The 25,789-nt window shown below is 70.4% G+C and carries 21 protein-coding genes; 3 read left to right on the top strand and 18 right to left on the bottom strand.

Features of this window, described 5'->3' with window-relative positions; all coding sequences use genetic code 11:
* Window positions 1-158: 158 nt before the first annotated feature.
* From serA to OOK07_RS30670, 6 genes are all read right to left on the bottom strand, one after another.
* Window positions 159-1,748, bottom strand: coding sequence for a phosphoglycerate dehydrogenase (serA, locus tag OOK07_RS30695; RefSeq protein WP_266685012.1), 1,590 nt, complete (start codon window positions 1,746-1,748; stop codon window positions 159-161).
* A 252-nt stretch (window positions 1,749-2,000) separates the two neighbouring features.
* Complete coding sequence (ilvC, locus tag OOK07_RS30690) at window positions 2,001-2,999, bottom strand: ketol-acid reductoisomerase (RefSeq protein ID WP_266799678.1); 999 nt, start codon at window positions 2,997-2,999, stop codon at window positions 2,001-2,003.
* Between the two features lie 117 nt (window positions 3,000-3,116).
* Window positions 3,117-3,641 (bottom strand): acetolactate synthase small subunit, encoded by a 525-nt coding sequence (ilvN, locus tag OOK07_RS30685; protein WP_171152553.1) that lies wholly within the window; start codon window positions 3,639-3,641, stop codon window positions 3,117-3,119.
* 20 nt (window positions 3,642-3,661) lie between these two features.
* Window positions 3,662-5,527: an acetolactate synthase large subunit gene (locus tag OOK07_RS30680; RefSeq protein WP_266802085.1), complete on the bottom strand. Its 1,866-nt coding sequence runs from the start codon at window positions 5,525-5,527 to the stop codon at window positions 3,662-3,664.
* 236 nt (window positions 5,528-5,763) lie between these two features.
* Window positions 5,764-8,775: a putative bifunctional diguanylate cyclase/phosphodiesterase gene (locus OOK07_RS30675; protein ID WP_266799676.1), complete on the bottom strand. Its 3,012-nt coding sequence runs from the start codon at window positions 8,773-8,775 to the stop codon at window positions 5,764-5,766.
* Window positions 8,776-9,216: 441 nt separating this feature from the next.
* Entirely contained in the window at window positions 9,217-10,167 is a 951-nt protein-coding gene (locus OOK07_RS30670) for a 2-hydroxyacid dehydrogenase (RefSeq protein ID WP_266802084.1), read from the bottom strand.
* Between the two features lie 87 nt (window positions 10,168-10,254).
* On the opposite strand from OOK07_RS30670, the gene OOK07_RS30665 reads away from it, so the two are divergent.
* Both OOK07_RS30665 and OOK07_RS30660 read left to right on the top strand, forming a co-directional pair.
* Window positions 10,255-11,253: an aldo/keto reductase gene (locus OOK07_RS30665; protein WP_266685009.1), complete on the top strand. Its 999-nt coding sequence runs from the start codon at window positions 10,255-10,257 to the stop codon at window positions 11,251-11,253.
* A gap of 242 nt (window positions 11,254-11,495) precedes the next feature.
* Window positions 11,496-12,659 (top strand): PQQ-dependent sugar dehydrogenase, encoded by a 1,164-nt coding sequence (locus OOK07_RS30660; RefSeq protein ID WP_266802083.1) that lies wholly within the window; start codon window positions 11,496-11,498, stop codon window positions 12,657-12,659.
* Between the two features lie 28 nt (window positions 12,660-12,687).
* Here the strand turns inward: OOK07_RS30660 and OOK07_RS30655 are convergent, their stop codons facing one another.
* The 12 genes from OOK07_RS30655 to OOK07_RS30600 all read right to left on the bottom strand — a co-directional run bounded on the left by OOK07_RS30655 (window position 12,688) and on the right by OOK07_RS30600 (window position 25,076).
* On the bottom strand, window positions 12,688-12,918 hold the full coding sequence (locus OOK07_RS30655) for a DUF6191 domain-containing protein (protein ID WP_266799673.1): 231 nt from the start codon (window positions 12,916-12,918) through the stop codon (window positions 12,688-12,690).
* A gap of 13 nt (window positions 12,919-12,931) precedes the next feature.
* Window positions 12,932-15,970 carry a helix-turn-helix transcriptional regulator gene (locus OOK07_RS30650; RefSeq protein ID WP_266802082.1) on the bottom strand — a complete coding sequence of 1,013 codons (3,039 nt, stop codon included), beginning with the start codon at window positions 15,968-15,970 and terminating at the stop codon, window positions 12,932-12,934.
* A 188-nt stretch (window positions 15,971-16,158) separates the two neighbouring features.
* On the bottom strand, window positions 16,159-16,410 hold the full coding sequence (locus OOK07_RS30645; RefSeq protein ID WP_406312610.1) for a hypothetical protein: 252 nt from the start codon (window positions 16,408-16,410) through the stop codon (window positions 16,159-16,161).
* A gap of 131 nt (window positions 16,411-16,541) precedes the next feature.
* Complete coding sequence (locus OOK07_RS30640) at window positions 16,542-17,120, bottom strand: hypothetical protein (protein WP_266685006.1); 579 nt, start codon at window positions 17,118-17,120, stop codon at window positions 16,542-16,544.
* Window positions 17,121-17,155: 35 nt separating this feature from the next.
* On the bottom strand, window positions 17,156-17,728 hold the full coding sequence (locus tag OOK07_RS30635; protein ID WP_266799671.1) for a GNAT family N-acetyltransferase: 573 nt from the start codon (window positions 17,726-17,728) through the stop codon (window positions 17,156-17,158).
* Window positions 17,706-19,949 carry an MMPL family transporter gene (locus OOK07_RS30630; protein ID WP_266799670.1) on the bottom strand — a complete coding sequence of 748 codons (2,244 nt, stop codon included), beginning with the start codon at window positions 19,947-19,949 and terminating at the stop codon, window positions 17,706-17,708. Before OOK07_RS30630 ends, OOK07_RS30635 begins: the two co-directional genes overlap by 23 nt.
* Before the next feature lie 552 nt (window positions 19,950-20,501).
* A complete protein-coding gene (gene gatB, locus OOK07_RS30625; protein ID WP_266685003.1) occupies window positions 20,502-22,016 on the bottom strand; it encodes an Asp-tRNA(Asn)/Glu-tRNA(Gln) amidotransferase subunit GatB in 1,515 nt (504 codons plus the stop codon).
* A 15-nt stretch (window positions 22,017-22,031) separates the two neighbouring features.
* Window positions 22,032-22,223: a hypothetical protein gene (locus OOK07_RS30620; protein ID WP_405673761.1), complete on the bottom strand. Its 192-nt coding sequence runs from the start codon at window positions 22,221-22,223 to the stop codon at window positions 22,032-22,034.
* A 47-nt stretch (window positions 22,224-22,270) separates the two neighbouring features.
* Window positions 22,271-23,782, bottom strand: coding sequence for an Asp-tRNA(Asn)/Glu-tRNA(Gln) amidotransferase subunit GatA (gene gatA, locus OOK07_RS30615; protein WP_266685001.1), 1,512 nt, complete (start codon window positions 23,780-23,782; stop codon window positions 22,271-22,273).
* Window positions 23,783-23,787: 5 nt separating this feature from the next.
* A complete protein-coding gene (gene gatC, locus OOK07_RS30610) occupies window positions 23,788-24,084 on the bottom strand; it encodes an Asp-tRNA(Asn)/Glu-tRNA(Gln) amidotransferase subunit GatC (RefSeq protein WP_030231941.1) in 297 nt (98 codons plus the stop codon).
* Between the two features lie 94 nt (window positions 24,085-24,178).
* On the bottom strand, window positions 24,179-24,673 hold the full coding sequence (locus OOK07_RS30605; RefSeq protein ID WP_266799667.1) for a cupin domain-containing protein: 495 nt from the start codon (window positions 24,671-24,673) through the stop codon (window positions 24,179-24,181).
* 31 nt (window positions 24,674-24,704) lie between these two features.
* Window positions 24,705-25,076: a DUF4267 domain-containing protein gene (locus OOK07_RS30600; RefSeq protein WP_266799665.1), complete on the bottom strand. Its 372-nt coding sequence runs from the start codon at window positions 25,074-25,076 to the stop codon at window positions 24,705-24,707.
* A 97-nt stretch (window positions 25,077-25,173) separates the two neighbouring features.
* On the opposite strand from OOK07_RS30600, the gene OOK07_RS30595 reads away from it, so the two are divergent.
* Entirely contained in the window at window positions 25,174-25,758 is a 585-nt protein-coding gene (locus OOK07_RS30595) for a TetR/AcrR family transcriptional regulator (protein WP_266799664.1), read from the top strand.
* Window positions 25,759-25,789 lie beyond the last annotated feature (31 nt).

Here is a 25,789-nt window from a genome sequence, read left to right as displayed (position 1 = left end):
AAGGCACACAAAAAGCCGGACGGACTGAGATCCCTCAGCCCGTCCGGCCTCACACGACAAGACCAGTTCAGCCATCTCAGCCCGTCCGGCGTTTGAGGACGAGGCCGTTCAGGCCGAAGCGGGGGCCCGGGGGCGGCAGCCCCCAGGCGACGGCCACCTCAGACCAGGTTCACCGAGCGGGCGAACGTCGCCCCGATCTCCTCGGCGACCTCGGCCAGCACACCGGAGGCCACCGTGTCGTCGACGGTCAGCACGGCCAGCGCCTCGCCACCCGCCGCCGCACGAGCGACCTGCATACCGGCGATGTTGATCCCGGCCTCGCCGAAGATCCGGCCCACCGTGCCGACGACACCGGGACGGTCCTCGTACCGCAGCACCACCATGTGGTCGGCGAGCGCGAGGTCGACGTCGTACTCGCCGACGGCCACGATCTTCTGCAGGTGCTTCGGGCCGGCCAGCGTGCCGGACACCGACACCTCCTCGCCGTCCGTGAGCGTGCCGCGCACGGTGACCACGTTGCGGTGGTCGGCGGACTCCGAGCTGGTCGTCAGCCGCACCTCCACGCCTCGCTCCTGGGCGAACAGCGGGGCGTTCACGTACGAGACCGTCTCGTCGACGACGTCCTCGAAGACACCCTTGAGCGCGCTGAGCTCCAGCACCTTCACGTCGTGCTGGGTGATCTCGCCGTACACCTCGACGTCGAGGCGGACCGCGACCTCGCCGGCGAGCGCGGTGAAGATGCGGCCGAGGCGCTCGGCGAGCGGCAGGCCCGGCTTGACGTCCTCGGCGATGACACCGCCCTGGACGTTCACCGCGTCGGGCACGAGCTCACCGGCGAGGGCGAGCCGCACCGAGCGGGCGACGGCGATACCGGCCTTCTCCTGCGCCTCGTCGGTGGAGGCACCGAGGTGCGGGGTGGCGACGACCTGGTCGAACTCGAAGAGCGGGGAGTCCGTGCAGGGCTCCTTCGCGTACACGTCGAGACCGGCGCCCGCGACGCGCCCCTCCTTCAGCGCCGAGTACAGCGCCTCCTCGTCGACGATCCCGCCGCGCGCGGCGTTGACGATCCGCACGCTCGGCTTGACCTTGCGCAGGGCCTCGTCGCCGATGAGGCCGACGGTCTCGGGCGTCTTGGGCAGGTGGACGGTGATGAAGTCGGAGACCTCGAGCAGCTCGTCGAGGGACAGCACCTTGACGCCCATCTGCGCGGCCCGCGCGGGCTGGATGTAGGGGTCGTAGGCGACGACCTTCATCCCGAAGCCGGACATGCGCTGGGCGACCAGCGCGCCGATACGGCCGAGACCCACGACACCCAGGGTCTTCTCGGCCAGCTCCACACCCGTGTACTTGCTGCGCTTCCACTCGCCGTTCTTCAGCGCGGCGTTGGCCTGCGGGATGTGGCGGGCGGTGGCGACGAGGAGACCGCACGCCAGCTCGGCGGCGGTCACGATGTTCGAGGTGGGGGCGTTGACGACCATCACGCCGGCCTTGGTGGCGGCGGAGACGTCGACGTTGTCCAGGCCGACGCCGGCTCGTGCGACGACCTTCAGCTTGTTCGCGGCGGCGACGGCCTCGGCGTCGACCTTGGTCGCTGAGCGGATCAGGATCGCGTCGACGTCGGCGATGGCCGGGAGCAGTTCGGCTCGGTCCGCTCCGTTGCAGTGCCGGATCTCGAAGTCCGGGCCGAGTGCGTCCACGGTCGCGGGCGACAGTTCTTCAGCGATGAGTACGACGGGTTTCGAGCTCACGTGAGTCCTCACAAGTCCAATGCGGACGGCCGTCCCGACGGCCGCAGGCGGTGGAGGGTACTGGCCGCGTGGAAGACGCACGACGCTGTGGGCCTGACGCGTATGTTGTGCGCCAGTGTAGTGGCGCGGTGGAGGCCGTCCTGCGCCTCCGCGGAAGGATCACCCGGACGTGAAACTCCATTGTGTACAGGGTCCGGGGTGAGGCCCCGTGGCGGCGCCCCCCGCAGAGGGCGCCGCGACGGGACACCGAGGTCACGCCTCCTCGTCCACCCACGACATGAGCTTGCGCAGCTGCTTGCCGGTGGTCTCCAGCAGGTGCTCGGAGTCGGCGGTCTTGTACTCGTTGTACTTCTTCAGGCCGCCGTGGTACTCGGCCATCCACTCACGGGCGAAGGTGCCGTCCTGGATCTCGGCGAGGACCTTCTTCATCTCGGCCTTGGTGGCGTCGGTGATGATGCGCGGGCCGGTGACGTAGTCGCCCCACTCGGCGGTCTCGGAGATCGACCAGCGCATCTTCTCCAGGCCGCCCTCGTACATGAGGTCGACGATCAGCTTCAGCTCGTGCAGGCACTCGAAGTACGCGATCTCCGGCTGGTAGCCGGCCTCGGTCAGCGTCTCGAAGCCCGCCTTGACCAGCGCGGCCGTACCACCGCAGAGAACGGCCTGCTCACCGAACAGGTCGGTCTCGGTCTCCTCGGTGAAGGTCGTCTTGATGACGCCGGCGCGGGTGCCGCCGATGCCCTTGGCGTACGACAGCGCGAGCGCGAAGCCGCCTCCGGTCGCGTCCTGCTCGACGGCCACGATGCAGGGAACGCCGCGGCCCTCCTCGTACTGGCGGCGCACCAGGTGGCCCGGGCCCTTGGGGGCGACCATGCAGACGTCGACGTTCGCCGGGGGCTTGATGAAGTCGAAGCGGATGTTCAGGCCGTGGCCGAAGAACAGGGCGTCGCCGTCATTGAGGTTGTCCTTGATGGACTCCTCGTAGACCTGGGCCTGGATCGGGTCCGGCACCAGGATCATGATGACGTCGGCCTCGGCGGCGGCCTCCGACGGCGTGACCACGCGCAGGCCCTGCTCCTCGGCCTTGGCCTTGGACTTGGAGCCCTCGTGCAGACCGACACGGACGTCGACACCCGAGTCACGGAGCGACAGCGCGTGGGCGTGGCCCTGGCTGCCGTAACCGATGACCGCGACCTTGCGGCCCTGGATGATGGACAGGTCGGCGTCGGCGTCGTAGAACAGCTCGGCCACTTTGGGTTCTCTCCTTGTGTGCAGGCGTTGCGTCCCACCGTATGACGGCGGGCGGAAGGGAAGTTTCGGGGTCTCGGTATACGGGCGGCCGAGTCACCCGGCCGCCCGACTGCGCCGTTATGCCGACCGGTCGAGAGCGCGCAGCGAGCGGTCCGTGATCGAGCGGGCACCACGGCCGATCGCGATCGTGCCGGACTGCACCAGTTCCTTGATGCCGTACGGTTCGAGCATCTTGAGCATGGCCGACAGCTTCTCACCGCTGCCGGTGGCCTCGATCGTCACGGCCTCCGGGGAGACGTCGACGGTCTTGGCGCGGAACAGCTGGACGATCTCGACGATCTGGGAGCGCGTCTCGTTGTCGGCGCGCACCTTCACCAGAACGAGTTCGCGCTGAACGGCCTGCCCGGGCTCCAGCTCGACGATCTTCAGCACGTTGACGAGCTTGTTGAGCTGCTTGGTCACCTGCTCCAGCGGCAGTTCCTCCACGCCCACCACGATGGTGATGCGGGAGATGTCGGGGTGCTCGGTGACGCCGACCGCGAGCGAGTCGATGTTGAAGCCGCGGCGGGAGAACAGGGCCGCGATCCGGGCCAGGATGCCCGGGGTGTTCTCCACCAGGACGGAGAGCGTGTGCTTGGACATTTCTCTTTCGTCTCTCTCGCTCAGTCGTCTTCGTTGTCGCCGAAGTCGGGGCGGACGTCCCGGGCGAACATGACCTCGTCGTTGGAGGTGCCTGCGGCGACCATCGGCCACACCATGGCGTCCTCGTGGACGACGAAGTCGACGACGACCGGGCGGTCGTTGACGGAGTTCGCCTCTTCGATGACCTTGTCGAGGTCCTCCGGGGACTCACAGCGGATCGCGTAGCAGCCCATGGCCTCCGACAGCTTCACGAAGTCGGGGACGCGGGTGCCCCTGGCGTCGGGGTTGACGTCGTTCGGGCCGCTGTGGAGCACGGTGTTGGAGTACCGCTGGTTGTAGAAGAGGGTCTGCCACTGGCGGACCATCCCGAGGGCGCCGTTGTTGATGATGGCGACCTTGATCGGGATGTTGTTCAGGGCGCAGGTGGTGAGTTCCTGATTGGTCATCTGGAAGCAGCCGTCGCCGTCGATCGCCCAGACCGCCCGGTCCGGCACACCGGCCTTGGCGCCCATCGCGGCCGGGACCGCATAGCCCATCGTTCCGGCGCCGCCGGAGTTCAGCCAGGTCGCGGGCTTCTCGTACTGGACGAAGTGCGCGGCCCACATCTGGTGCTGGCCGACGCCCGCCGCGAAGATCGTGCCCTCCGGGGCGAGCTGGCCGATGCGCTCGATGACATGCTGCGGGGACAGGGAGCCGTCCTCGGGCTGGTCGTAGCCGAGCGGGTAGGTGTCGCGCCAGCGGCTCAGGTCCTTCCACCAGGCCGCGTACTTCGACCTGGCGGCCTCGCCCTGCTGGCCCTCGCTGTGCTCCTTCTGCACGGCCTGGACCAGGTCGGCGATGACCTCGCGCGCGTCACCGACGATCGGCACGTCCGCGGCGCGGTTCTTGCCGATCTCGGCCGGGTCGATGTCGGCGTGGACGATCTTGGCGTACGGGGCGAAGCTGTCCAGCTTGCCGGTGACGCGGTCGTCGAAGCGGGCTCCGAGGGCGACGATCAGGTCGGCCTTCTGCAGCGCGGTGACGGCGGTGACCGCACCGTGCATGCCCGGCATCCCCACGTGCAGCGGGTGGCTGTCGGGGAATGCGCCGAGCGCCATCAGGGTGGTGGTGACGGGCGCTCCGGTGAGCTCGGCGAGGACCTTGAGCTCGGCGGTGGCGTGTGCCTTGATGACACCGCCGCCGACGTAGAGGACGGGCCGCTTGGCGGCGGTGATCAGCTTGGCGGCCTCGCGGATCTGCTTGGCGTGCGGCTTGGTCACCGGGCGGTAGCCGGGCAGGTCCATGACCGGCGGCCAGGAGAAGGTCGTCTGCGCCTGCAGCGCGTCCTTCGCGATGTCGACCAGGACCGGGCCGGGACGCCCGGTGGAGGCGATGTGGAAGGCCTGCGCGATCACCCGCGGGATGTCCTCGGCCTTGGTGACCAGGAAGTTGTGCTTGGTGATCGGCATGGTGATGCCGACGATGTCCGCTTCCTGGAAGGCGTCCGTGCCGATCGCCTTGGAGGCGACCTGGCCGGTGATCGCCACGAGCGGCACCGAGTCCATGTGCGCGTCCGCGATCGGGGTGACCAGGTTGGTGGCACCGGGGCCGGAGGTCGCCATGCACACGCCGACCTTGCCGGTGGCCTGCGCGTAGCCCGTGGCCGCGTGGCCTGCGCCCTGCTCGTGGCGGACCAGGACGTGGCGCACCCGGGTGGAATCCATCATCGGGTCGTACGCGGGAAGGATCGCACCGCCGGGAATGCCGAATACGGTGTCGGCCCCGACCTCCTCGAGAGAGCGGATGAGGGACTTCGCACCCGTGACGTACTCGGGTGCGGACTGCTGTCCTCCGGATCGGGGCCGCGGCTGCGGATGGGCCCCGGTGGCCTGCTCGGTCATCGTCAGTCTCTTCTCGATGCTGAGGGTTTTTGCGAGGTTTCTGCGGTGTTCAAGCGCTGCACGACTGGTGCCTGTGCAACAAAAAACCCCTCGTGCCAAAAGGCAAGCGAGGGGAGCGCGCCGGGTGTGGTCGCTGGGAGTTCCGGTTCTGTCCGGACATCACCAGCTCAGCCGACGCGCTTTCCAAGTACGAGAATTCGGGTGCGCATGGCACAGACCCTCCCCCCGGCACGCACCATGTGTCAAGTAGGTGGGACGGGAGTCTCATTATGTGAGCGCAGACCACTTCCGCCTCCCAGAACGGCGGGCACACTCCCTGTGTACACCCCCGCGCCGCCGCCCGCGAACGCCGGCTCGATCGGTCCGTGCGGCACCGGATATTGGCCGGAACCGAGCGCCCGGCACAGCCGGTACTCGTCCAGCGGACCGGAGAACGCCATGCCCTGCCCGTGGGTGCAGCCCATCGCGCGCAGCGCGACCACCTGCTCGGGCAGGTCCACACCGTCGGCCACGGACTGCAGCCCGAGGTCTCCGGCGATCCGGAGCAGCCCACTGGTGATCTTGTGCAGCCGCGCGGATTCGACGACGCCCTCGACCAGGCTGCGGTCGAGCTTCAGCACGTCGACGGGGAGTCTGCGCAGTGCCGTGATCGCCGCGAAGCCGCCGCCGAAACCGTCCAGGGCGATCCGGACACCGAGCCGTCGCAGAGCGCCCAGTCTCCGCTCCAGCTCGTCCAGGGAGACCCGTGGGTCGGTGTCGGACAGCTCGATCACCAGCGATCCGGACGGCAGCCCGTGCCGGGTCAGCAGGGCCTCGATCGAGCCGAGCGGCATCGACCGGTCCAGCAGCCGCCGGGCGCCGACCCGGACGGCCACGGGCACGGCGAGCCCCGTCGCGGTCCGCTCGGCGGCCTGCTCCACGGCCTCCTCCAGCATCCAGCGGCCCAGCTCGGCGGTGCGGTCGCTGTCCTCCGCGACGCGCAGGAACTCGGCCGGGGTGAACAGCACCCCCTGCGAGGACCTCCAGCGCGCCTGCGCCTCGACCGAGGTGATCCGGCCGTCCTCCAGGCAGACGACGGGCTGGTGCAGCAGCGAGAACTCGCCGTCGTGCAGCGCGGCACGCAGGCGCGTGGCGATTTCCGCCTTCCGCACGACGTCCTGCTGCATCTGGGGGGCGTACAGCTCGACGCGGCCCTTGCCGCCCGCCTTGGCCCGGTACATGGCGAGGTCGGCGTTGCGCAGCAACTCTCCTGCGCCGAGGCCGGGTTCGGCGAAGGCGACACCGATGGACGCGGCCACCCGGACATCGTTGCCGTCGATGAGATACGGCTGCGAGAGCGTGAGCCTGAGGCGGTCGGCGAGCTCCAGGATGTGACGCTCGCGCGCGGAGCGGTCACGGGTGCCGTCCCCCACGATCAGGGCCGCGAACTCGTCGCCACCGAGCCGGGAGGCGGTGTCCCCGTGCCGGACCGCTTCCTGGAGTCTGCGGGCGGCCTGGACGAGCAGCTCGTCCCCGGCCTGGTGCCCGATCGTGTCGTTGACGGCCTTGAAGCCGTCGAGGTCGATGAAGAGGACCGCCGTCTGGCACAGCGCGGCGCCCCGGTCCGTGGAGCGGCGCCCCGACAGGGCCTGCTGGACGCGCCGGGTGAACAGGGCGCGGTTGGGCAGGTCGGTGAGCGGGTCGTGCTCGGCGTTGTGCTGCAACTGCGCCTGGAGGCGCACCCTTTCGGTCACGTCCCGGCTGTTGAAGATGAGGCCGCCGTGGTGGCGGTTGACGGTCGACTCGACGTTCAGCCAGCCGCCGTCGCCGGACCGGAAGCGGCACTCGATGCGCGTGGTGGATTCCTCCAGCGGGCTCGCTGCGAGGAAGCGGCGCGCCTCGTGCACCACGCAGCCGAGGTCCTCCGGGTGGATGAGATTGGCCAGTTCCGTTCCCACCAGATCCTCGGCGGGGCGTCCGTAGACCCCGGCCGCGGCCGGGGAGACATACCGCAGGATGCCGTTGGGTGCGGCGATCATGATGACGTCGCTGGAGCCGAGCACCAGGGAGCGGAAGTGGTTCTCCTTCTGCGCCAGTTCCTGGGTGAGGGTGATGTTGTCGAGCAGCATGATGCCCTGGCGCACCACGAGGGCGAGCACGACCGTGCCGCCGGTCAGGAGCACCACGCGGTCTACGCTGCGGCCGTTGAGGACGTTGTAGAGGATCCCCAGCGTGCAGACGGCGGCGGCGAGGTAGGGCGTGAGGGCGGCCAGGGAGCCGGCGATGGGCCGGGAGGCGGGATACCGGCTGTGATCACCTCCCTGGGGGGCCGGATGGTGCTGGTGGGCGCCGCCCCGCTGGCCCGGCAGGTGTTCGTGCACCACGCGGGTGTACCCGTCGGACTCGCGGCCGTCGGCCTCCGCCCGTCCGCTCGGGCGCGCGGCCCAGGGCGCGTACGCGAGGAGCAGGGAGCCGGCGAACCAGCCGGCGTCGAGCAACTGGCCCGAGTGGTAGTTGTTGTGCAGCAGCGGTGAGGTGAACAGGGCGTCGCACATCACCGTGAGTGCCAGCGCGCCGATGGCGGTGTTGACCGCGGTGCGGTTCACCGCCGAGCGCCTGAAGTGCAGCGCGAGCACCATGCTGACCAGGGCGATGTCCAGCAGCGGATACGCGAGCGACAGCGCGGTGTGCGCGACGCTCGGCCCGTCGAACTTGGCCGCCTGGGCGAGCGCGAGGCTCCACGACAGCGTGAGCAGCGAGCCGCCGATCAGCCAGGCGTCCAGCGCGAGGCAGACCCAACCGGCTTTGGTGACCGGCCTTTTGGCGAGCACGAGGAGGCCTACGATCGCGGGCGGCGCGAAGCACAGGAAGAACAGGTCGGCATAGCTGGGAGTGGGCACCGGCTCCCCCAGCACGACCTCGTACCATCCCCAGACCGCGTTGCCGAGGGCGGCCATCACCGAGGAGAGGGAGAACAGCAGCCAGGCGGGCCGAAAGCGGATACGGCGGCTGCGCGCGTACAGGAAGAGCGACACGGCGGCGGCGGCCGCTGCGGCGCTCAGTCCGAAATCACCCATGACCAGCGCGACATAGTCCGAACCCCAGTCGAACGCGGAACCGACGGCGTATCCCGCGCAGACCAGAGCCAGGACGAGTTGGTGGACCATGCAGGGCCGCCCGCCGACGACCGGCGGACGGGGCCGCAGCGCCCCTGACGAGGGCTGTGCCCGCAGCGCTCCGTCGAGGGTGGTCGTGGGAGGCGGGGGCGAGCTCACCGGGCCCTCCAGGTCCGCGTCGCTCCCGGGTCCCGGTGCGCTGGGTGCGCATGCCTGCGGCGGCTGCCGTGAATTCGGTGGTGATGGCCGTGACGGCAGCCGTGATTGCCGTGGTGACCGCGTCTGCACGCGGCCGTACGCCAGGGTCGCCGTCGGCGGCCCCGTCGCGTCGGATCGCTCGTCCATGGGCCGTGCATAGTCCGTCGCCCCCCTCACAGTCTGAAATGTCCATCCCCGGCGCCGTAGGTGCGCGGCGCAGCCCCTGCTCGGACGATACACCAGTCTCGTCACTCAGGGACATAGTTCCTCTACGCTCCGTGACGACCAGTGGAAACGCGAGCACGGACCGCGTCCGCAAGGTTGCGGAGGGTACCGGAAACGGATTACGCGCCTGTTGCGCCCTTCGCGCGGGTCACACGCGGGACGCTCAACTCCATGGGGTCACGCGCCGGTTGCGCCTGTCGTAAGGATCACGTTGCGCAGCGGCTCCCGGTTCATGAATCGGGTCAACTGGTCCACGAGCAGCCGCTTGGCGCGGGGCAGGAACGCGGACGTGGGCCCGCCGACGTGGGGGCTGATGAGAACGCCGGGCGCGCGCCACAGGGGGTGCTCACGCGGCAGCGGTTCGGGGTCGGTGACGTCGAGGGCGGCCGTGATACGACCGGTCTCCACCTCCGCGAGCAGCGCCTTGGTGTCGACCACGGGGCCGCGGGAGACGTTCACCAGGAGCGCGCCGTCCTTCATACGCGCCAGGAAGTCGGCGCCCGCCAGGCCGCGCGTGGACTCGTTGAGGGGCGTGACGAGGACGACGACGTCCGCCTCGGGGAGCAGGGCGGGCAGGTCGGAGAGCGGATGCACCGGACCGCGCACCGTGGTGCGCGCCGAGCGCGCGACGCGCGCCACCCGCGCGACCTCGAACGGAACGAGCCGGTCCTCGATCGCGGATCCGATCGACCCGTATCCCACGATGAGGACGTTCCGGTCGGCCAGCGCGGGCCGGAACCCGCCGAGCCACTCTCCGCGGCCCTGGGCGCGCACGAAGTCGGGGACGCCGCGCAGCGAGGCGAGGATCAGGGTGAGCGCGAGCTCGGCGGTGCTCGCCTCGTGCACCCCGCGCGCGTTGCACACCTGAACGCCGGGACGCAGGTGCTTCAGGCCCGGTACGACGTTGTCGATGCCGGCCGACAGCGTCTGCACGACCTGCACACCGTGCAACTCGGGCAGGGGACGTACGGCCACCTCACTGGGCTTCATGTAGGGAACGACGTAGTAGGCGCAGTCGGCCGGGTCTGCGGGGAACTCGTCGGCGCCGTCCCAGAAGCGGTAGTTGGGGCCCTCGGGAAGCCCTTCGACGGTGTCCGGCGGGAGGGGAAGCCACACGTCAGGAGTCAGGTCAGCAGTCATGTCAGGAGGCTATGTCAGGCCCGTAGGAGTGCAGAGGTTAGGTTGGGGGGCCTGGAGAGGGAGGGTCACGAGCAGGTGGAGCGCAGGACGATCGGCGCGGGGGCGCTCGAGGTGGGGGCCGTCGGCCTTGGGTGCATGCCGATGAGCTGGGCGTACAGCGGGTCGCGGCAGCGGGGCGACGAGTCGGTCAGGGCCGTGCAGCGCGCGCTGGACGCGGGCTCGACGCTCCTGGACACGGCCGACATGTACGGCCCGTTCACCAATGAGCTGCTGGTGGGGCGGGTGCTGAAGGAGCGGCGCGAGGACGCCTTCGTGTCGACGAAGGTGGGGCTGCTGGTGGGCGAGCAGCACATCGTGGCCAATGGCCGCCCCGGCTATGTGAAGCGCGCCTGTGACGCGTCGCTGCGGCGCCTGCAGACGGACGTCATCGACCTCTACCAGCTGCATCGCGCGGACCCCGAGGTGCCCGTCGAGGAGACGTGGGGTGCGATGGCGGAGCTCGTCCGGGCGGGAAAGGTGAGGGCGTTGGGGCTGTGCGCGGTCGGTGCGCGGGGCGGCCGCAGGCCCGGCGGGCGGTTGCACGACGCGACGATCAGGCAGCTTCAGCGGGTGCAGCAGGTGTTCCCGGTGAGCGCGGTGGAGGCCGAGCTGTCGGTGTGGTCGCCGGAGGCGCTGGAGGCGCTGCTGCCGTGGTGCGAGGCGCGCGGCGTCGGCTTCCTGGCCGCGATGCCGCTCGGCAACGGCTTCCTGACCGGCACGCTCACACCCGGTGAGGGATTCGAACCGGACGACGTCCGCGCCCGCCACCCCCGTTTCACCGCGGAGATGATGGCCGCGAACCAGCCGATCGTGGCGGGCCTGCGCCGCGTCGCGGCCCGCCACGGCGACGGGGTCACGCCCGCTCAGGTGGCCCTGGCCTGGGTGCTCACGCAGGGGCGGCATGTGATCCCGGTCCCGGGCACCAAGCGGGAACGCTGGGCCACGGAGAACGCGGCATCCACGGCGCTGAGCCTGACACCCCAGGACCTGACCGAGGTGGCGGCGCTGCCCGCCGCACGGGGATCCTGGGACTGACCGCAGCAGCCACATCCCCGGAGCCGCCGGGAGGGAGATCGTGACCGAGCCGGGATCCTGGCCCGCAGGGATCCCGGGAAGCGGAAACCACGGTCGCGAGACCGCAAACGGACGGGGTGGCTGCGGCGCCTCGGATTCTGGATCGGTTGATCGGGAACCTGCGGGGCGCGAGCGGTGTAAGACAAGTAGAACCTGCCGATGGACCGCCGCCCGAAGGGACCAAGATCGTGCTACGACGAGCTGTGCCGGCCGTGCTGGCCGCGACCGCGCTCCTGCTGACGGCCGGCTGCTCTTCCGGAGGAGGAGGAGGAGGAGGCGGGGGGTCCGCCGGTGCCGGTGACGGCAGGACGCCGGGGAGTACGACGGCGAACTCGTCCCCCTCGCAACAGTCGGCCGAGCAGGCCCCGCCCGCCAAGGGGTCGGTCAAGGTGCTGCGGACGGTCGCCACGGGCCTGAACACCCCCTGGGGCCTCACCCCGCTGCCCGACGGCGGCCTGCTGGTCGCATCCCGCGACAAGGGGACGATCACGAAGGTCGACGAGAAGACGGGCAAGAAGACCGAACTCGGCGCCGTGTCCGGCGTCTCCCCGGCCGGCGAGGGCGGTCTGCTCGGCATCGCCCTCTCCCCGGACTACGCCTCGGACCACATGATCTACGCGTACTTCACCTCGCCTTCGGACAACCGCATCGTCCGGATGCTGTACGACGCGAAGAAGCCCTCGGGTGAACAGCTGGGCGCGCCCGACACGATCTTCAAGGGCATACCCAAGGGCTACATCCACAACGGCGGCCGCATCGCCTTCGGCCCGGACAGGATGCTGTACGCGGGCACGGGCGAGAGCGGTGACCGTGGCCTGGCCCAGGACAAGAAGTCCCTGGGCGGCAAGATCCTGCGTCTGACCCCGGAGGGCGAACCGGCTCCCGGCAACCCGTTCCCGGACTCCCCCGTCTACACCTATGGCCACCGCAATGTGCAGGGCCTCGCCTGGGATTCCAAACAACGCCTGTTCGCCTCGGAGTTCGGCCAGGACACCTGGGACGAGCTGAACGCGATCAAGCCGGGTGACGACTACGGCTGGCCGGACGCCGAGGGCAGGTCGTCCGACTCCAAGTACCACAACCCGATAGCCCAGTGGCACACGGACGACGCTTCCCCCAGCGGCATCGCGTACGCCGAGGGTTCCGTCTGGATGGCGGGACTGAAGGGCCAGCGCCTGTGGCGGATACCCCTGAAGGGCACGAAGGCCTCGGCCGACCCGCAGGCCTTCCTCACCGGCACGTACGGCCGACTGCGCACGGTGGTGTCGGCGGGCGGCGACAAGCTGTGGCTGACGACCAGCAACACGGACGGCCGGGGGAACCCGAAGAGCGGGGACGACCGGATCCTGGAACTGCAGGTGAAGTAGGAGGCTGCCGCTCTTTGGCCGGCCGCGGCTATTCGGTGGGCTTCGACCCGTCCGGCTCGTCCCGCTCCTCCGGCACCTCCGGCGTCTGCGACGTCTCGGGGCTCGGCCGTCGTACGACGACCTTGCCGGACGAGAGATCTATCGGGCCGCGCCCTGGGTCCGCGTCCCCCACGTCCTCCCGGGTCAGCTCCAGCCGCTTCTCTTCGTCGTGGGTGTGCTTGCGGCCGGGGGCGAACAGTTCCTCGAAGGCGTTGAACACGGTGTCCCCTCTCTCATCCGGCGACCAGCCGGTCTCCGTCCCCCGTCGCGAACAGCTCCAGCCGATGGGCCACGGCGGCGGCCTCTCCTCTTCCTGAGACGCCGAGCTTGGCCAGAATGTTCGAGACGTGGACGCTGGCCGTCTTCGGGGAGATGAAGAGTTCCTCGGCTATCTGGCGGTTGGTGCGGCCGGCGGCCACCAGGCGCAGGACGTCGCGTTCCCGGCTGGTGAGGCCGAGGGCCTCGGCGGGGTCGGCGGGCCGCTGGGCCGGGACGCGGCCCAGGGCCAGTCGGGCGCGCTGCGCGAGCAGCGCCACGGCGTCGGCGAGCGGGCGGGCACCGAGGTGGTCGGCGACGGCGTGGGCCAGTCGCAGCAGCTCGGCAGCACGATCGCGCTCGTCCTCGCCGCCGGCCGTGAGGAGTGCCTCGGCCAGGCGGTGGCGGACGCGGGCGAGGTCGTAGGGCCGGTCCAGGCGTTCGAAGGCGGTCACCACCTCCGACCAGGTGTCGGCGCTGTCGTGGCCCTCGGCCCGGGTGAGTTCGGCGCGCACCCACCGCTCGTGGGCGAGCCAGACGGGGGCGTCGGTCGTGGTCTTCCTGGCGGCCTCGCGGAGCCGTTCGAGAACCTCGGCGCGGCCCGCCGCCGCGACGGGCAGGGTGCGGGCGTCGGCCTCGGCGGTCGCGGCGGCGAGGAGCAGGGGCCAGCCGTAGCGCTGGGTGCCGGGCGCAATGTCGGGGACCAGGGCGCGGGCCAGTTCGGCTCGGGCGTCGAGGAGCCGGCCCTCGCCGGCGGCCACGCCGATCTCGATGCGGGACAGGAGGAACGTGTGCTGAGGCATGGGGTCGTGCGTGCCCAAGTAGGCGCGGGCGGAGGCCAGTTGGCGGGCCGCCTCAGGCAGGTCGCCGCGGCCGAGGGCGACGTGCGCCAGACACACGGCGCCACCGCCCTGGGGTTTGGCGCTGAGCCCCACGCGCAGGGCGCCCGCGGCGGCGTCGGCGGCCTCGTCCCAGCGGCCCAGGGAGTACAGCGCCTCCGAGAGGTTGGCCCACACCCAGGCCTCGGAGTCCAACTGACCGAACTTGCGGGTGTAGACGAGGCCCTCCTGCAGGAGGGGCACGGCTTCCCGGGTGCGGCCGACCGCGTCGAGTTCGGAGGGCAGATTGACGTAGGCCCGGCCGGCGACGTACGAGACGCCTTCGGCCAGAGCGCGGTCCCTGACCTCGTACATCTCCGCGAGGCCCTGCTCGGCGGAGCCCGCGTCGACCATGAGGCCGCCGAGGGTGAGGCGGGCGTTGAGTTCGATCTCGCGGGCGCCAACCATGCGCGCGTACTCGACGGCACGCTCGGCGGCCGAGAGGGCGTCGGGGCCGGGTTCGTGGAGCATCGACCAGTTGGCGGCGGTGGCGAGCACCTCGGCGTGCACCTCGGAGGGCGGCAGGCCGCGCATGAGCTGCTGGGCGGTGCCGAGTTCCTGCCAGCCGTCACCTCGGGCCAGGGCCTGCACCAGCCGGGAGCGCTGGACCCAGAACCAGGCGGCGCGCAGCGGGTCGCCCTCGTCCCCCAGCAGATGCAGTGCGCGCTTGGTGATCTTCAGGGCGCGTTCCCGTTGCCCGGAGAGCCGACCGGCGACAGCGGCCTCGGCCATGAGGTCGAGGTAGCGCAGGGGCGTGGTGGCGGGGTCGCAGCCGCAGGGAGGGTAGACCTCGGTGTAGTCGATGGGGCGCAGCCGGTCCCGTGTCTCCTCGGGGGCGGTGTCCCACAGCTCCATCGCCCGCTCCAGGAGCCGCAGTTGTTCGCTGTAGGCATGGCGGGAGCGGGCCACGACGGAGGCGTCCAGGACGGCGGGGAGGGCCTTGGCCACGTGGTGGGCGTGGTACCAGTAGCTGGCCAGGCGCATGACGCGCTCGCCCGCGGGGACGAGCGTGGGGTCGGCCTCCAGGGCTTCGGCGTAGCGGCGGTTGAGGCGGGAGCGCTCGCCGGGCAGCAGATCGTCGCTGACGGCCTCGCGGACCAGGGAGTGGCGGAAGCGGTAGCCGTCGCCTGCGGACGTGGCCAGCAGGATGTTGGCGTTCACCGCGGCCCGCAGCGCGTCGATGAGGTCGTCCTCGGTGAGCCGGGCGACAGCGGCGAGCAGCCGGTACTCCACGGTGGAGCCGCCTTCGGCGACGATCCTGGCGACCCGCTGGGCGCTCTCCGGCAGGCCTTCGACGCGGACCAGGAGCAGGTCGCGGAGGGAGTCGGTGAGTCCGGTGCGGCAGCCCTCGTGGGCGCAGACGGCGAGTTCCTCGACGAAGAAGGCGTTGCCGTCGGAGCGTTCGAAGATCTCGTCGACCTGAGTCGGGTCGGGTTCGGCGGCGAGGATGCCGGCGATCTGACGGCCGACCTCCTCCCGGTTGAAGCGGGCCAGCTCGATGCGGCGGACGGTGCGCAGCCGGTCGAGTTCGGCGAGCAGGGGGCGCAGCGGGTGGCGGCGATGGATGTCGTCGGCGCGGTAGGTGGCGAGGACGACGAGGCGGCCGGTGCGCAGGGTGCGGAAGAGATAGGCGAGGAGGTGGCGGGTGGAGGCGTCGGCCCAGTGAAGGTCCTCCAGGGCGACGACGACGGTGCGGTCGGCGGCGACGCGCTCCAGGAGTCGGGCGGTGAGTTCGAAGAGGCGGGCCATGCACTCCTCGTCGTGGCGACCTCCGCTGGACTCGCCCAACTCGGGCAGCAGGCGGGTCAGTTCCTCCTCCTGCCCGGCGGCCGCGGCGGCGAGCTGATCGGGCAGTTCGCGGCGCAGGGCACGCAGGGCCGTGGAGAACGGGGCGAACGGCAGTCCGTCGGCGCCGATCTCCACGCACCCGCCGAGTGCCACGACGGCGCCCGCCCGGCAGGCGGCGGTGGCGAACTCCTCGACCAGCCGGGTCTTGCCGACCCCGGCCTCGCCGCCGATCAGCAACGCCTGCGGCTCGCCCGCGGCGGCGCGGGCGAGCGCATCGTTCAGCGTGTCCAGTTCTTGGGCGCGACCGACGAACACCGGACTGACGGACCTGGTCTCCACGAGCCCGAGCATCGCACGGGTGTCCGGCGACACGGCACCGGTTTTCACTGAGCCGGTGTGGTGCACGTTGCCCGGCGTCGGTGTTGCCGTCTGCCGGGGGCTGCCGCCCCCGGACGCCCGCTTCGGTCCTGAAGGTGCCTCGTCCTCAATCGCCGGACGGGCTGAGATTCCGCCGCCGTCCTCCTGGACAAGTCCCGCGCTCACGCCGCGCGGGCGGAGCGGAGCCGGTGAAGGCGCGGACTATGGCTTTCGTCCTCGGCGGCATGGCGGGCGTCCTCGTGGCGGGCGGCACGGCGGCCGCGGACGACCTCGCGGGCCAGCCGCTCCTGCTCGGCCTGGCGGATCAGTTCGGCGGAGCGGAGCTGGGAGATCTCGTACTCGTACATGGTGTGTCCCTTGTGAGCGGCGGTTTTCGGCTTCGCTTTCTGCGATGCCTCAACCTTCGTCTCCAAGGGGGGTCCGCCACATCGGGAGAGTTCCGCATCTTCGGCGGCGCCCGGGGCCTTAGACGTGCCTCAGGGGCCTCAGGGGCATCCGTAAGGTGCTTACGGATGCCCTAAGACCCCTCAGGAACTGCGGTGATTCAGCCTGCGGAGGGCAGCCCGAGCAGGATGTCGGTGTACTTGAGGACGGCCAGGAGCAGGCCGATGACGCCGAGGGCGACACCACCCCAGGCGACCGACTTGATCCAGGCCGGCTGCGGCCTGCCGGGAGCACCGAACGCGGGCCGCGCGAGAACCACGACGCCCACGACCAGCGCGAGCAGCGCGAACACGCCGCCCCACAGGGCGGTGGCCTGCCAGGCGTCGCCGTAACCATCCTTGAGGAGCTTGGCGACGCCGGAGGCCGACGAGGTCTGTGCGTGCATCTGGCCGATGAGCGACTGGCGCGCGGACGCCACGGTCCCGACCCAGCTGCCGGTCAGCGAGACGATGCCGAGCGCGGCGGAGACGACGGCTCCCGCGCCCTGGCCGACGCCGGCCGGGGCCGTCGCTTCGTCCTCGACCACGCCCTCGGCGGCCTCGACGTCGGCGTTGTCCGCCTCGGCCGGGGCCTCGGTCTCGGTCACCTCGTCGGCCTTGGTGACGTCCACCTTCTCCTCGTCGGTCGTGGTCTCGGCGCCCGTTTCGGCTCCGGTCTCGTCAACTGTCTTCGTTCCCATGTCCGGCACCGTACGGATCCTGTCTGAGAGACTTCTTAATGATCGTTGTGCGCGGCACGCGCGCGTACTTCACGCCATTTCGGGGCGAGGATCGACCACACCTCCAGGTCGTGCCGTACGCCACGATAGGGGTGCGCCTCCCGGCGTACCCCATCGCGGGTCATACCCAGACGGCGGGCGACGTTCAGGCTGGGCTCGTTGCCCGCGGCGGCGACCCATTCCACACGATGGATGCCGCGCTGATCGACCGCGAAGTCGATCAGCACCCGCATCGCGCGCGTGACGAGGCCGCGTCCGGTGCCGGCGGGCTCCAGCCAGCAGCCGACCTCGCAGTTGCCGTTGTCCGCGTCGAAATTCAGGAAGAGCACGCCGCCCACGAGCTTGCCCTCCAGCCACAGGCCGTGCAGCGAGCCGGTGTCGGCGGCGCGCATGTCGGCGTAGCGCTGGAGCGCCGCGCGCGCGGAGGGCACGTCGACGGCCTTGGAGCCGAACGGGATGAACTGCCCGATGAACTCCCGCCCGCGCTCCAGGTGCGCCAAAAACTCCTCGGCGTGCCAGGGCTCCAGCGCCCGGAGTTCGGCATCGTCACCCAGAGATATCGCGTACATCCGCTTCCCGCCCCTTCGCCAGTACGTCCGCCACCTCGGCGTCCGTCGCGGCGGCCAGCCTTTCATGGGCGGCGCGGCACTCCGGCGGTTCGATGCTGATACGGGGCAGGCGCTGGTCGAGCCAGCGGGGCAGCCACCAGTTGGCGCCGCCGAGCAGGTGCATGAGGGCGGGCACCAGCAGCGTGCGGAGCACGAAGGCGTCGAGGGCGACGGCCGAGGCGAGCGCGATGCCGAACATGGCGATCACACGGTCGCCGCTGAGGACGAAGGCGAGGAAGACCGAGATCATGATGACCGCGGCGGAGTTGATCACCCGGCTGGTCTCGGCGAGCCCGACGCGGACGGCGCGCCGGTTGTCGCCGGTCTCCAGCCACTCCTCGTACATCCGGCTGACCAGGAAGACCTGGTAGTCCATGGAGAGTCCGAAGAGGACGGACACCATGATCACGGGCAGGAAGGGCTCGATCGGGCCCGCGCGGCCGAGGCCCAGCAGCTCGCTGCCCCAGCCCCACTGGAAGATCACGACTACGACGCCGAAGGCGGCGGCGACCGCGGCGACGTTCATCGCGGCGGCCTTCGCCGGGATGCCGATCGAGCGGAAGGCGAGCAGCAGCAGGAGGCAGCCGAGGCCGATGACGACGCCGACGAACAGGGGCAGCTTGCCTACGATGACGTCGGCGAAGTCGTCGTAGCTGGCCGTCACTCCGCCGACGCGCAGGTCGAGCGAGGTGCCGGTCTCGGCGCGCGGCAGTACCTCGGTGCGCAGCCGGTCCACGAGGTCACTGGTCTTCTGCGACTGGGGTTCGGAACTCGGGACGACGGTGAAGTACGCGGTGGTGCCGCCGGTGTTGTACGTCACCGGTGTCACCGAGGCGACACCCTCGGTGGTGCGGAGGGTGGCGTCGAGGTTGTCGAGGGTGAGCCTGTCCTCGCCGCCGTTGACGCGCGTCGCCACCGTCAGCGGACCGTTGACGCCGGGCCCGAAGCCGTGCCCGAGGAGGTCGTAGGCCTGGCGTGTGGTGGACGGCCTGGGGTCGTTGCCCTGGTCGGAGGTGCCCAGGTGGAGGGAGAACGTGGGCAGCGCGAGGACGGCCATGACGGCCAGCGCGACGATGCCGAGGACCTTGGGGTGGCGCTCCACGAACGCCGACCAGCGGGCGGCGAACCCGGTCGGCAGCTCCGGCTGGGGCCCGTGCTCCACCAGATGGCGCCGCTCGCGCCGGCTCAGGGCGCGCGGGCCGATGAAGGACAGCAGGGCGGGCAGCAGGGTGACAGAGGCCGCGACCGTCAGGACGACGGTCAGGGAGGCGGCGATCGCGACGCCGTTGAGGAAGCTCAGCCTGAGGATCAGCATCCCCAGCAGGGCTATGCAAACGGTGGCACCCGCGAAGACCACCGCACGGCCCGTGGTCGCCACTGCGCTCGTGACCGCCTCGGTGGCGGACAGCCCGCGTTTCAGTCCGCGCCGGTGTCTGGTCACGATGAACAGCGCGTAGTCGATGCCCACGCCGAGCCCGATCAGCATGCCGAGCATGGGCGCGAAGTCGGCGACGGTCATGGCGTGCCCGAGCAGCACGATCGCGGCGTACGCGGTGCCGACGCTCACCAGCGCGGTCGCGATGGGCAGTACCGACGCGGCGAACGAGCCGAAGGCGAGGAAGAGCACGACGGCGGCGACGACCACGCCGACGATCTCGGCCACGTGCCCGCCCGACGACTCGGTGAGCGCGATGGCGCTGCCGCCGAGTTCCACCTGGAGGCCGTCGGCCTCAGCGGCCTTGGCGGTGTGCACGACAGCCTCAGCCTCGGACTTCTTGATGTCCTCGGCGCGGTCGTCGAAGGTGACGGTGGCGTACGCGGTGTGCCCGTCGGAGCTGATCCGGCCGGTTCCCTGGCCGTCGTAGGGACTGCTCACCGAGGCCACCCCGGGCAGGTCCGCGATCCTGTCCAGGGACTCGGTCATCGTCTGCTCGACGTCGGCGGCCCGGACGGAGCCGGGCGTGGTGTGCCAGACGACGGTGTCGCTGTCGCCGCCGAACCCCGGGAATCCGTCCTGCAGCAGTTGCATGGCCCGGCCCGACTCGGTGCCGGGAGCCTCGTAGTCGTTCGAGTACGCCGAGCCTGTGACGGCGGCGGCCGCGCTCACCCCGCCGAAGGCGAGGAGCCACAGGAGGACCGCGACGAGGCGGTGCCGAACACACCAACGCGCAAGGGCTGCCACGAACGTGCTCCCAGGGGACGGTTTGTTGATCTTTGGCCGGGAACAGTCGTTCAGTCCATGAACAGCCCGCAAAGAACGCATGAGTGATGCGAGGACCACTCTTGCAGGCAGAAGTGATCGTTCATTCCATTCGTGGCTTTATTCACAGGAATGGGAGGCAGATCACAGGACAGTAACGGTGACTCTGTCACCTCAGTCGAACCGGTCTCCCAGAGCCATCCACATCGCCCGACGATCAGCAGCCACAGCGCCCGCCGGGTGCGCCCGCGTGCCCCGAGGAAAGCGGCCCGTGCGCGGACGGCGATGCCGAGGGCATAGGCGGCCGGTACCAGCGCCGGCGCGGCGCCCGTACGCGCGAAGCACCGCGGCGGCCGGCCGGCCCGGCGGCCGGATGGGCCCACGCCGCACGCTCGGATTCGTCCGCGTCGTGGGGCGCCGTAAGCAGCCGTGGTGCCGTCGTCACCAGTCCGCGTAAGTCGTTGCGGGACGCCGTGCGCCGAGCAAGGGGACGGCCCCGGAGGGGATGCCTCCGGGGCCGTACAACGCCTGGCCTCAGCCCTCGCTGACGCCCAGCTTCTCCAGGATCAGCTCCTTGACGCGGGCCGCGTCGGCCTGACCGCGGGTCGCCTTCATGACCGCGCCGACCAGGGCGCCGGCCGCGGCCACCTTGCCGCCGCGGATCTTGTCGGCGATGCCCGGGTTGCCGGCGATGGCCTCGTCGACGGCGGTGCCCAGGGCGCCCTCGTCGGAGACGACCTTCAGGCCGCGCTTCTCGACGACCTCGTCCGGGGTGCCTTCGCCGGCGAGGACGCCTTCGATGACCTGGCGGGCCAGCTTGTCGTTCAGCTCACCGGAGTTGACCAGCGCGGTGACCCGGGCGACCTGCTCCGGCGTGATCGCCAGCTCGTCGAGCGGGAGGCCCGACTCGTTGGCGCTGCGGGCCAGTTCGCCCATCCACCACTTGCGGGCGGAGGCGGCGTCGGCACCGGCGTCGATCGTGGCGACGATCAGGTCCAGCGCACCGGCGTTGAGGATCGCCTGCATGTCGAGGGCCGTGATGCCCCACTCGGCGACAAGCCGGTTGCGGCGGGCCAGCGGCATCTCGGGCAGCCCCGCCCGGATCTCCTCGACCCACTCGCGCGAAGGGGCCACCGGCACCAGGTCCGGCTCGGGGAAGTACCGGTAGTCCTCGGCCTCCTCCTTCACCCGGCCCGAGGTCGTCGACCCCGTGTCCTCGTGGAAGTGGCGGGTCTCCTGGATGATCGTGCCGCCGCTGTTCAGTACGGCCGCGTGCCGCTGGATCTCGAAACGGGCCGCACGCTCCACGGAGCGAAGGGAGTTGACGTTCTTGGTCTCACTCCGCGTGCCGAACTTCTCCCGGCCGTGCGGGCGCAGCGACAGGTTCACGTCGCAGCGCATCTGCCCCATCTCCATGCGGGCTTCCGACACACCGAGCGCCTTGATGACCTCGCGCAGCTCACGCACGTACGCCCGGGCGACCTCGGGAGCGCGCGCGCCCGCACCCTCGATCGGCTTGGTGACGATCTCGATGAGCGGGATGCCGGCGCGGTTGTAGTCCAGCAGCGAGTGCGAGGCGCCATGGATTCGGCCGGTGGCGCCGCCCACGTGGGTCGACTTGCCGGTGTCCTCCTCCATGTGGGCGCGCTCGATCTCCACGCGGAAGGTCTCGCCGTCCTCCATCTGCACGTCGAGGTAGCCGTTGAAGGCGATCGGCTCGTCGTACTGGGAGGTCTGGAAGTTCTTCGGCATGTCCGGATAGAAGTAGTTCTTCCGGGCGAAGCGGCACCACTCGGCGATCTCGCAGTTCAGCGCGAGACCGATCCTGATCGCCGACTCGATGCCGATCGCGTTGACGACCGGGAGCGCGCCGGGCAGGCCGAGGCAGGTGGGACAGGTCTGCGTGTTGGCGTCCTGGCCGAGTTCGGTCGAACAGCCGCAGAACATCTTGGTCTTGGTGCCCAGTTCGACATGGACCTCAAGGCCCATGACGGGGTCGTACGACGCCAGCGCGTCCTCGTACGACTCCAGGTCGGTCGTGGTGGTCACGGTGAAACTTCCCTCTCAGCCCAGCAGGACGTCGTCGTCGCCCAGCCGCTTCAGCTCGCGGTACAGGACGGCGAGGCCGGTGACGATTCCGACGGCGGCCACCGTCGCGTCGAGCAGTCGCAGCGAATCCTGTTCGGAACGTGCCTTTTTGATTCGCTTGGCGACACCGATCGCGCCGAAGGCGGTGGTGGCGATGGACACGTACATACCGGACTTGGACTTCTTGAAGTCCTGAGCCTTGGTGAGTGTCTTGGTCACAGCGACGGAGCCTCCTCCAGGAGCGGGTGGCCCCACCTTTCCACGAAGGCGGCCTCGACGGCGGCGCCGACCTTGTAAAGACGGTCGTCCTTCAGCGCCGGGGCGATGATCTGCAGACCGACCGGGAGGTTGTCCTCCGGGGCCAGGCCGCAGGGCAGCGACATGGCCGCGTTGCCCGCGAGGTTCGTGGGGATGGTGCAGAGGTCGGCCAGGTACATCGCCATCGGGTCGTCGGCACGCTCGCCGATCGCGAAGGCGGTGGTCGGGGTCGTCGGCGAGACGATCACATCGACTCCGCTGCCCTGCTCGAAGGCCTTCTCGAAGTCGCGCGTGATGAGCGTGCGGACCTTCTGGGCGGAGCCGTAGTAGGCGTCGTAGTAGCCGCTCGACAGGGCGTACGTGCCGAGCATGATGCGGCGCTTGACCTCGGGCCCGAAGCCCGCCTCACGGGTGAGGGAGGTGACCTCCTCGGCCGAGTGGCTGCCGTCGTCGCCGGTCCGCAGGCCGTAGCGCAGGCCGTCGAAGCGGGCGAGGTTGGACGAGCACTCGGACGGCGCGATCAGGTAGTACGCCGACAGCGCGAGGTCGAAGGACGGACAGTCCAGCTCGACGATTTCGGCGCCCAGGTCCTTGAGCAGGGCCACGGCCTCGTCGAACCGCTGGATGACGCCGGCCTGGTAGCCCTCGCCGCGGAACTGCTTGACGACGCCGATGCGCATGCCCTCGACACTGCCGTTGCGGGCGGCCTCGACGACCGGCGGGACGGGTGCGTCGATGGAGGTCGAGTCGAGCGGGTCGTGCCCGGCGATGACCTCGTGGAGCAGGGCCGCGTCCAGGACCGTACGGGCGCACGGGCCGCCCTGGTCGAGGGAGCTGGAGAAGGCGACCATGCCGAACCGCGAGACGGCGCCGTACGTCGGCTTCACGCCCACCGTGCCGGTGACGGCGGCCGGCTGGCGGATGGAACCGCCGGTGTCGGTGCCGATGGCGAGGGGGGCCTGGAAGGAGGCGAGGGCGGCGGAGGAGCCGCCGCCGGAACCGCCGGGGATCTTGGTGAGGTCCCAGGGGTTGCCGGTCGGGCCGTAGGCGCTGTTCTCGGTGGAGGACCCCATGGCGAACTCGTCCATGTTGGTCTTGCCGAGGATGACGACGTCGGCGGCCTTCAGACGCTTGGTGAGCGTCGCGTCGTACGGCGGGATCCAGCCCTCGAGAATCTTCGAACCGACGGTCGTCGGGATGCCCTCGGTGGTGAAGATGTCCTTGAGCGCGAGCGGGACGCCGGCGAGAGGGCCGAGCGTCTCGCCCCGCTCCCGCTTCTCGTCGACGGCGCGGGCCTGGGCCAGGGCGCCCTCACGGTCGACGTACAGGAAGGCGTGCACCTTCTCGTCGACGGCCTCGATCCGGGCCAGGTGGGCCTCGGTGACCTGGACGGCCGTGAGCTCGCCGGAGGCGATCTTCGCGGCGGTCTCGGCGGCGGTGAGCTTGATGATGGTGACGTTGTCCGTCATGGCGGTTAGTCCTCCCCCAGGATCTGCGGCACCTTGAAACGCTGCTGCTCCTGGGCCGGGGCGCCGGAGAGCGCCTGCTCGGGGGTGAGCGACGGACGGACCTCGTCCGGCCGCATGACGTTCGTCAGCGGGAGCGGGTGCGAGGTCGGCGGTACGTCTTGGTCGGCGACCTCGCTGACGCGGGCGACCGCGCCGATGATGTCGTCCAGCTGGCCCGCGAAGTGTTCGAGCTCTTCGGGCTTCAGCTCCAGACGCGCCAGCCGGGCGAGGTGGGCGACCTCCTCGCGCGTAATGCCAGGCATGCAGCGTTCCTCTGGGGTGAGTGAGTGTGGTTTGGGGCCAATCCTATGGGGCGAGGGCCGGTCGCCGTTAAACGGTTTGCCGGCCCCGCGCTCGTCAGCCTCGCCGTCCCTCCCAGGCCTGGCTCTTCATGAAGTGGTTGTCGTACAGCTCCTGCACCTCCAGCAGGCTCTCCGGGGTGACTTCGCCGAGGGCGATGCGCCGGAGGTGGCGGAAGTACTCGAAGCGTTCGACGCCGGGGGTGAGGACGATGAGCAGGTCGGCGTCGGCGCCCGGTACGGCGGAGAAGGCGTGCGGTTTGCCGGGCGGGACGACCACGAGGTCGCCCGGGCCCGCGGTGACGACGTCCTCGCCGGACAGGATCTCGGCGGCGCCTTCGAGCAGGAAGAACATCTCGGCGGAGTTGTCGTGCCAGTGCGGTTTCGCGCCGTCGGCGCCGTCCGTGAGGGTGACGCGCTGGGTGGACAGCGCACCGCCGGTCCGGCTGCTGTCGGCCAGCAGGCGGACGGTGACGGGCGCGCGGCCGACGACTTCGGCCTCTGCCTCGCGGACGATCACGGACTCGTCGAACTTCGGAACGAACAGCGACATCTTCGGACCCCCGGTGCTGGTGTTGACGCGCTCAGACGAGGAACAGCAGGACGGCACTGATCAGTACAACGACCGCCGTGGCGAAGTGGATCCCGAACGCCACGGCTTTCGTGCCGCCGTTGCGCTGGACTATCAGTGTGTCGCCGAGCGGCACGAGTGCCACGCAGAGCATCATCCAGGCCTCGGCGTGCGCACCGGCGAAGGCGAGCAGCGCGAGGCCGACCAGGCCGATGGCGCCGTCCCTGAGGCCCTTGATCGTGAGGTAGGCGCCGGCGTCGCCCGCGGGGTCGGCGGGCGCGCCGTATCCTGCGGCGGCGGAGGCCGGCTGGAACAGGAACCGGTAGCCGAGGAACAGGCAGAACAGGTTGAGCACGACGGCCAGGGTGTAGGCGGTGACGGTCACGACTCTTCTCCCCATCCCTTCTTGCTAGCGGCGCTAGCAATGAGAGCGAAGCTACCAGAACATCGACAGATTGGCTAGCGCTGCTAGAATCCCTGGCATGTCGATCCAGACGCGCCGGGAGCGCGAACGAGCGGAGCGCGAACGGCTGATCGTCACGGCCGCGCGGGAACTGGCGGAGGCCGAGGGCTGGGACGCGGTGACGACCCGCCGGCTGGCGGCGGAGATCGAGTACAGCCAGCCGGTTCTCTACAGCCACTTCAAGGGCAAGGACGCGATCATGGCCGCGGTCGCGGTACAGGGCTGCGTGGAACTGGCGGAGGAACTGCGCACGGCGCGCACGGCGGCCAAGGGCACGCGCGAGGCCCTGAGGGCCGTGGGCGAGGCGTACGCGGCCTTCGGACGACGGCGGCCCGCGCTCTACGACGTGGTGTTCACGCACGCCGTGGACCTGCCGTTCGCCACGGACGAGGCTCCGGCGCCCTTGAAGCAGGCCTTCGGAGAACTGGCCCAGGCGGTCGAGCCGATCGCGGCGGAGGGCGAAGACGTGGGTCTGCTGACGGAGACGTACTGGGCGGGACTGCACGGTCTGGTGACCCTGATGCGCAGCGGCCGTCTGCCCGAGAGGGCACACGAGGACCGGCTGGCCCTGCTGATCGGGCATTTCACGGCGGGGGTCGGGTGAGCGCCTGAACCGGTGCGATAAGGAGGGCGAG

The sequence above is a fragment of the Streptomyces sp. NBC_00078 genome (assembly GCF_026343335.1).
GTDB lineage: Bacteria > Actinomycetota > Actinomycetes > Streptomycetales > Streptomycetaceae > Streptomyces.
The sequence above is the reverse complement of the archived record's forward strand: the minus strand, read 5'-3'. Positions and strand labels throughout refer to the sequence as shown.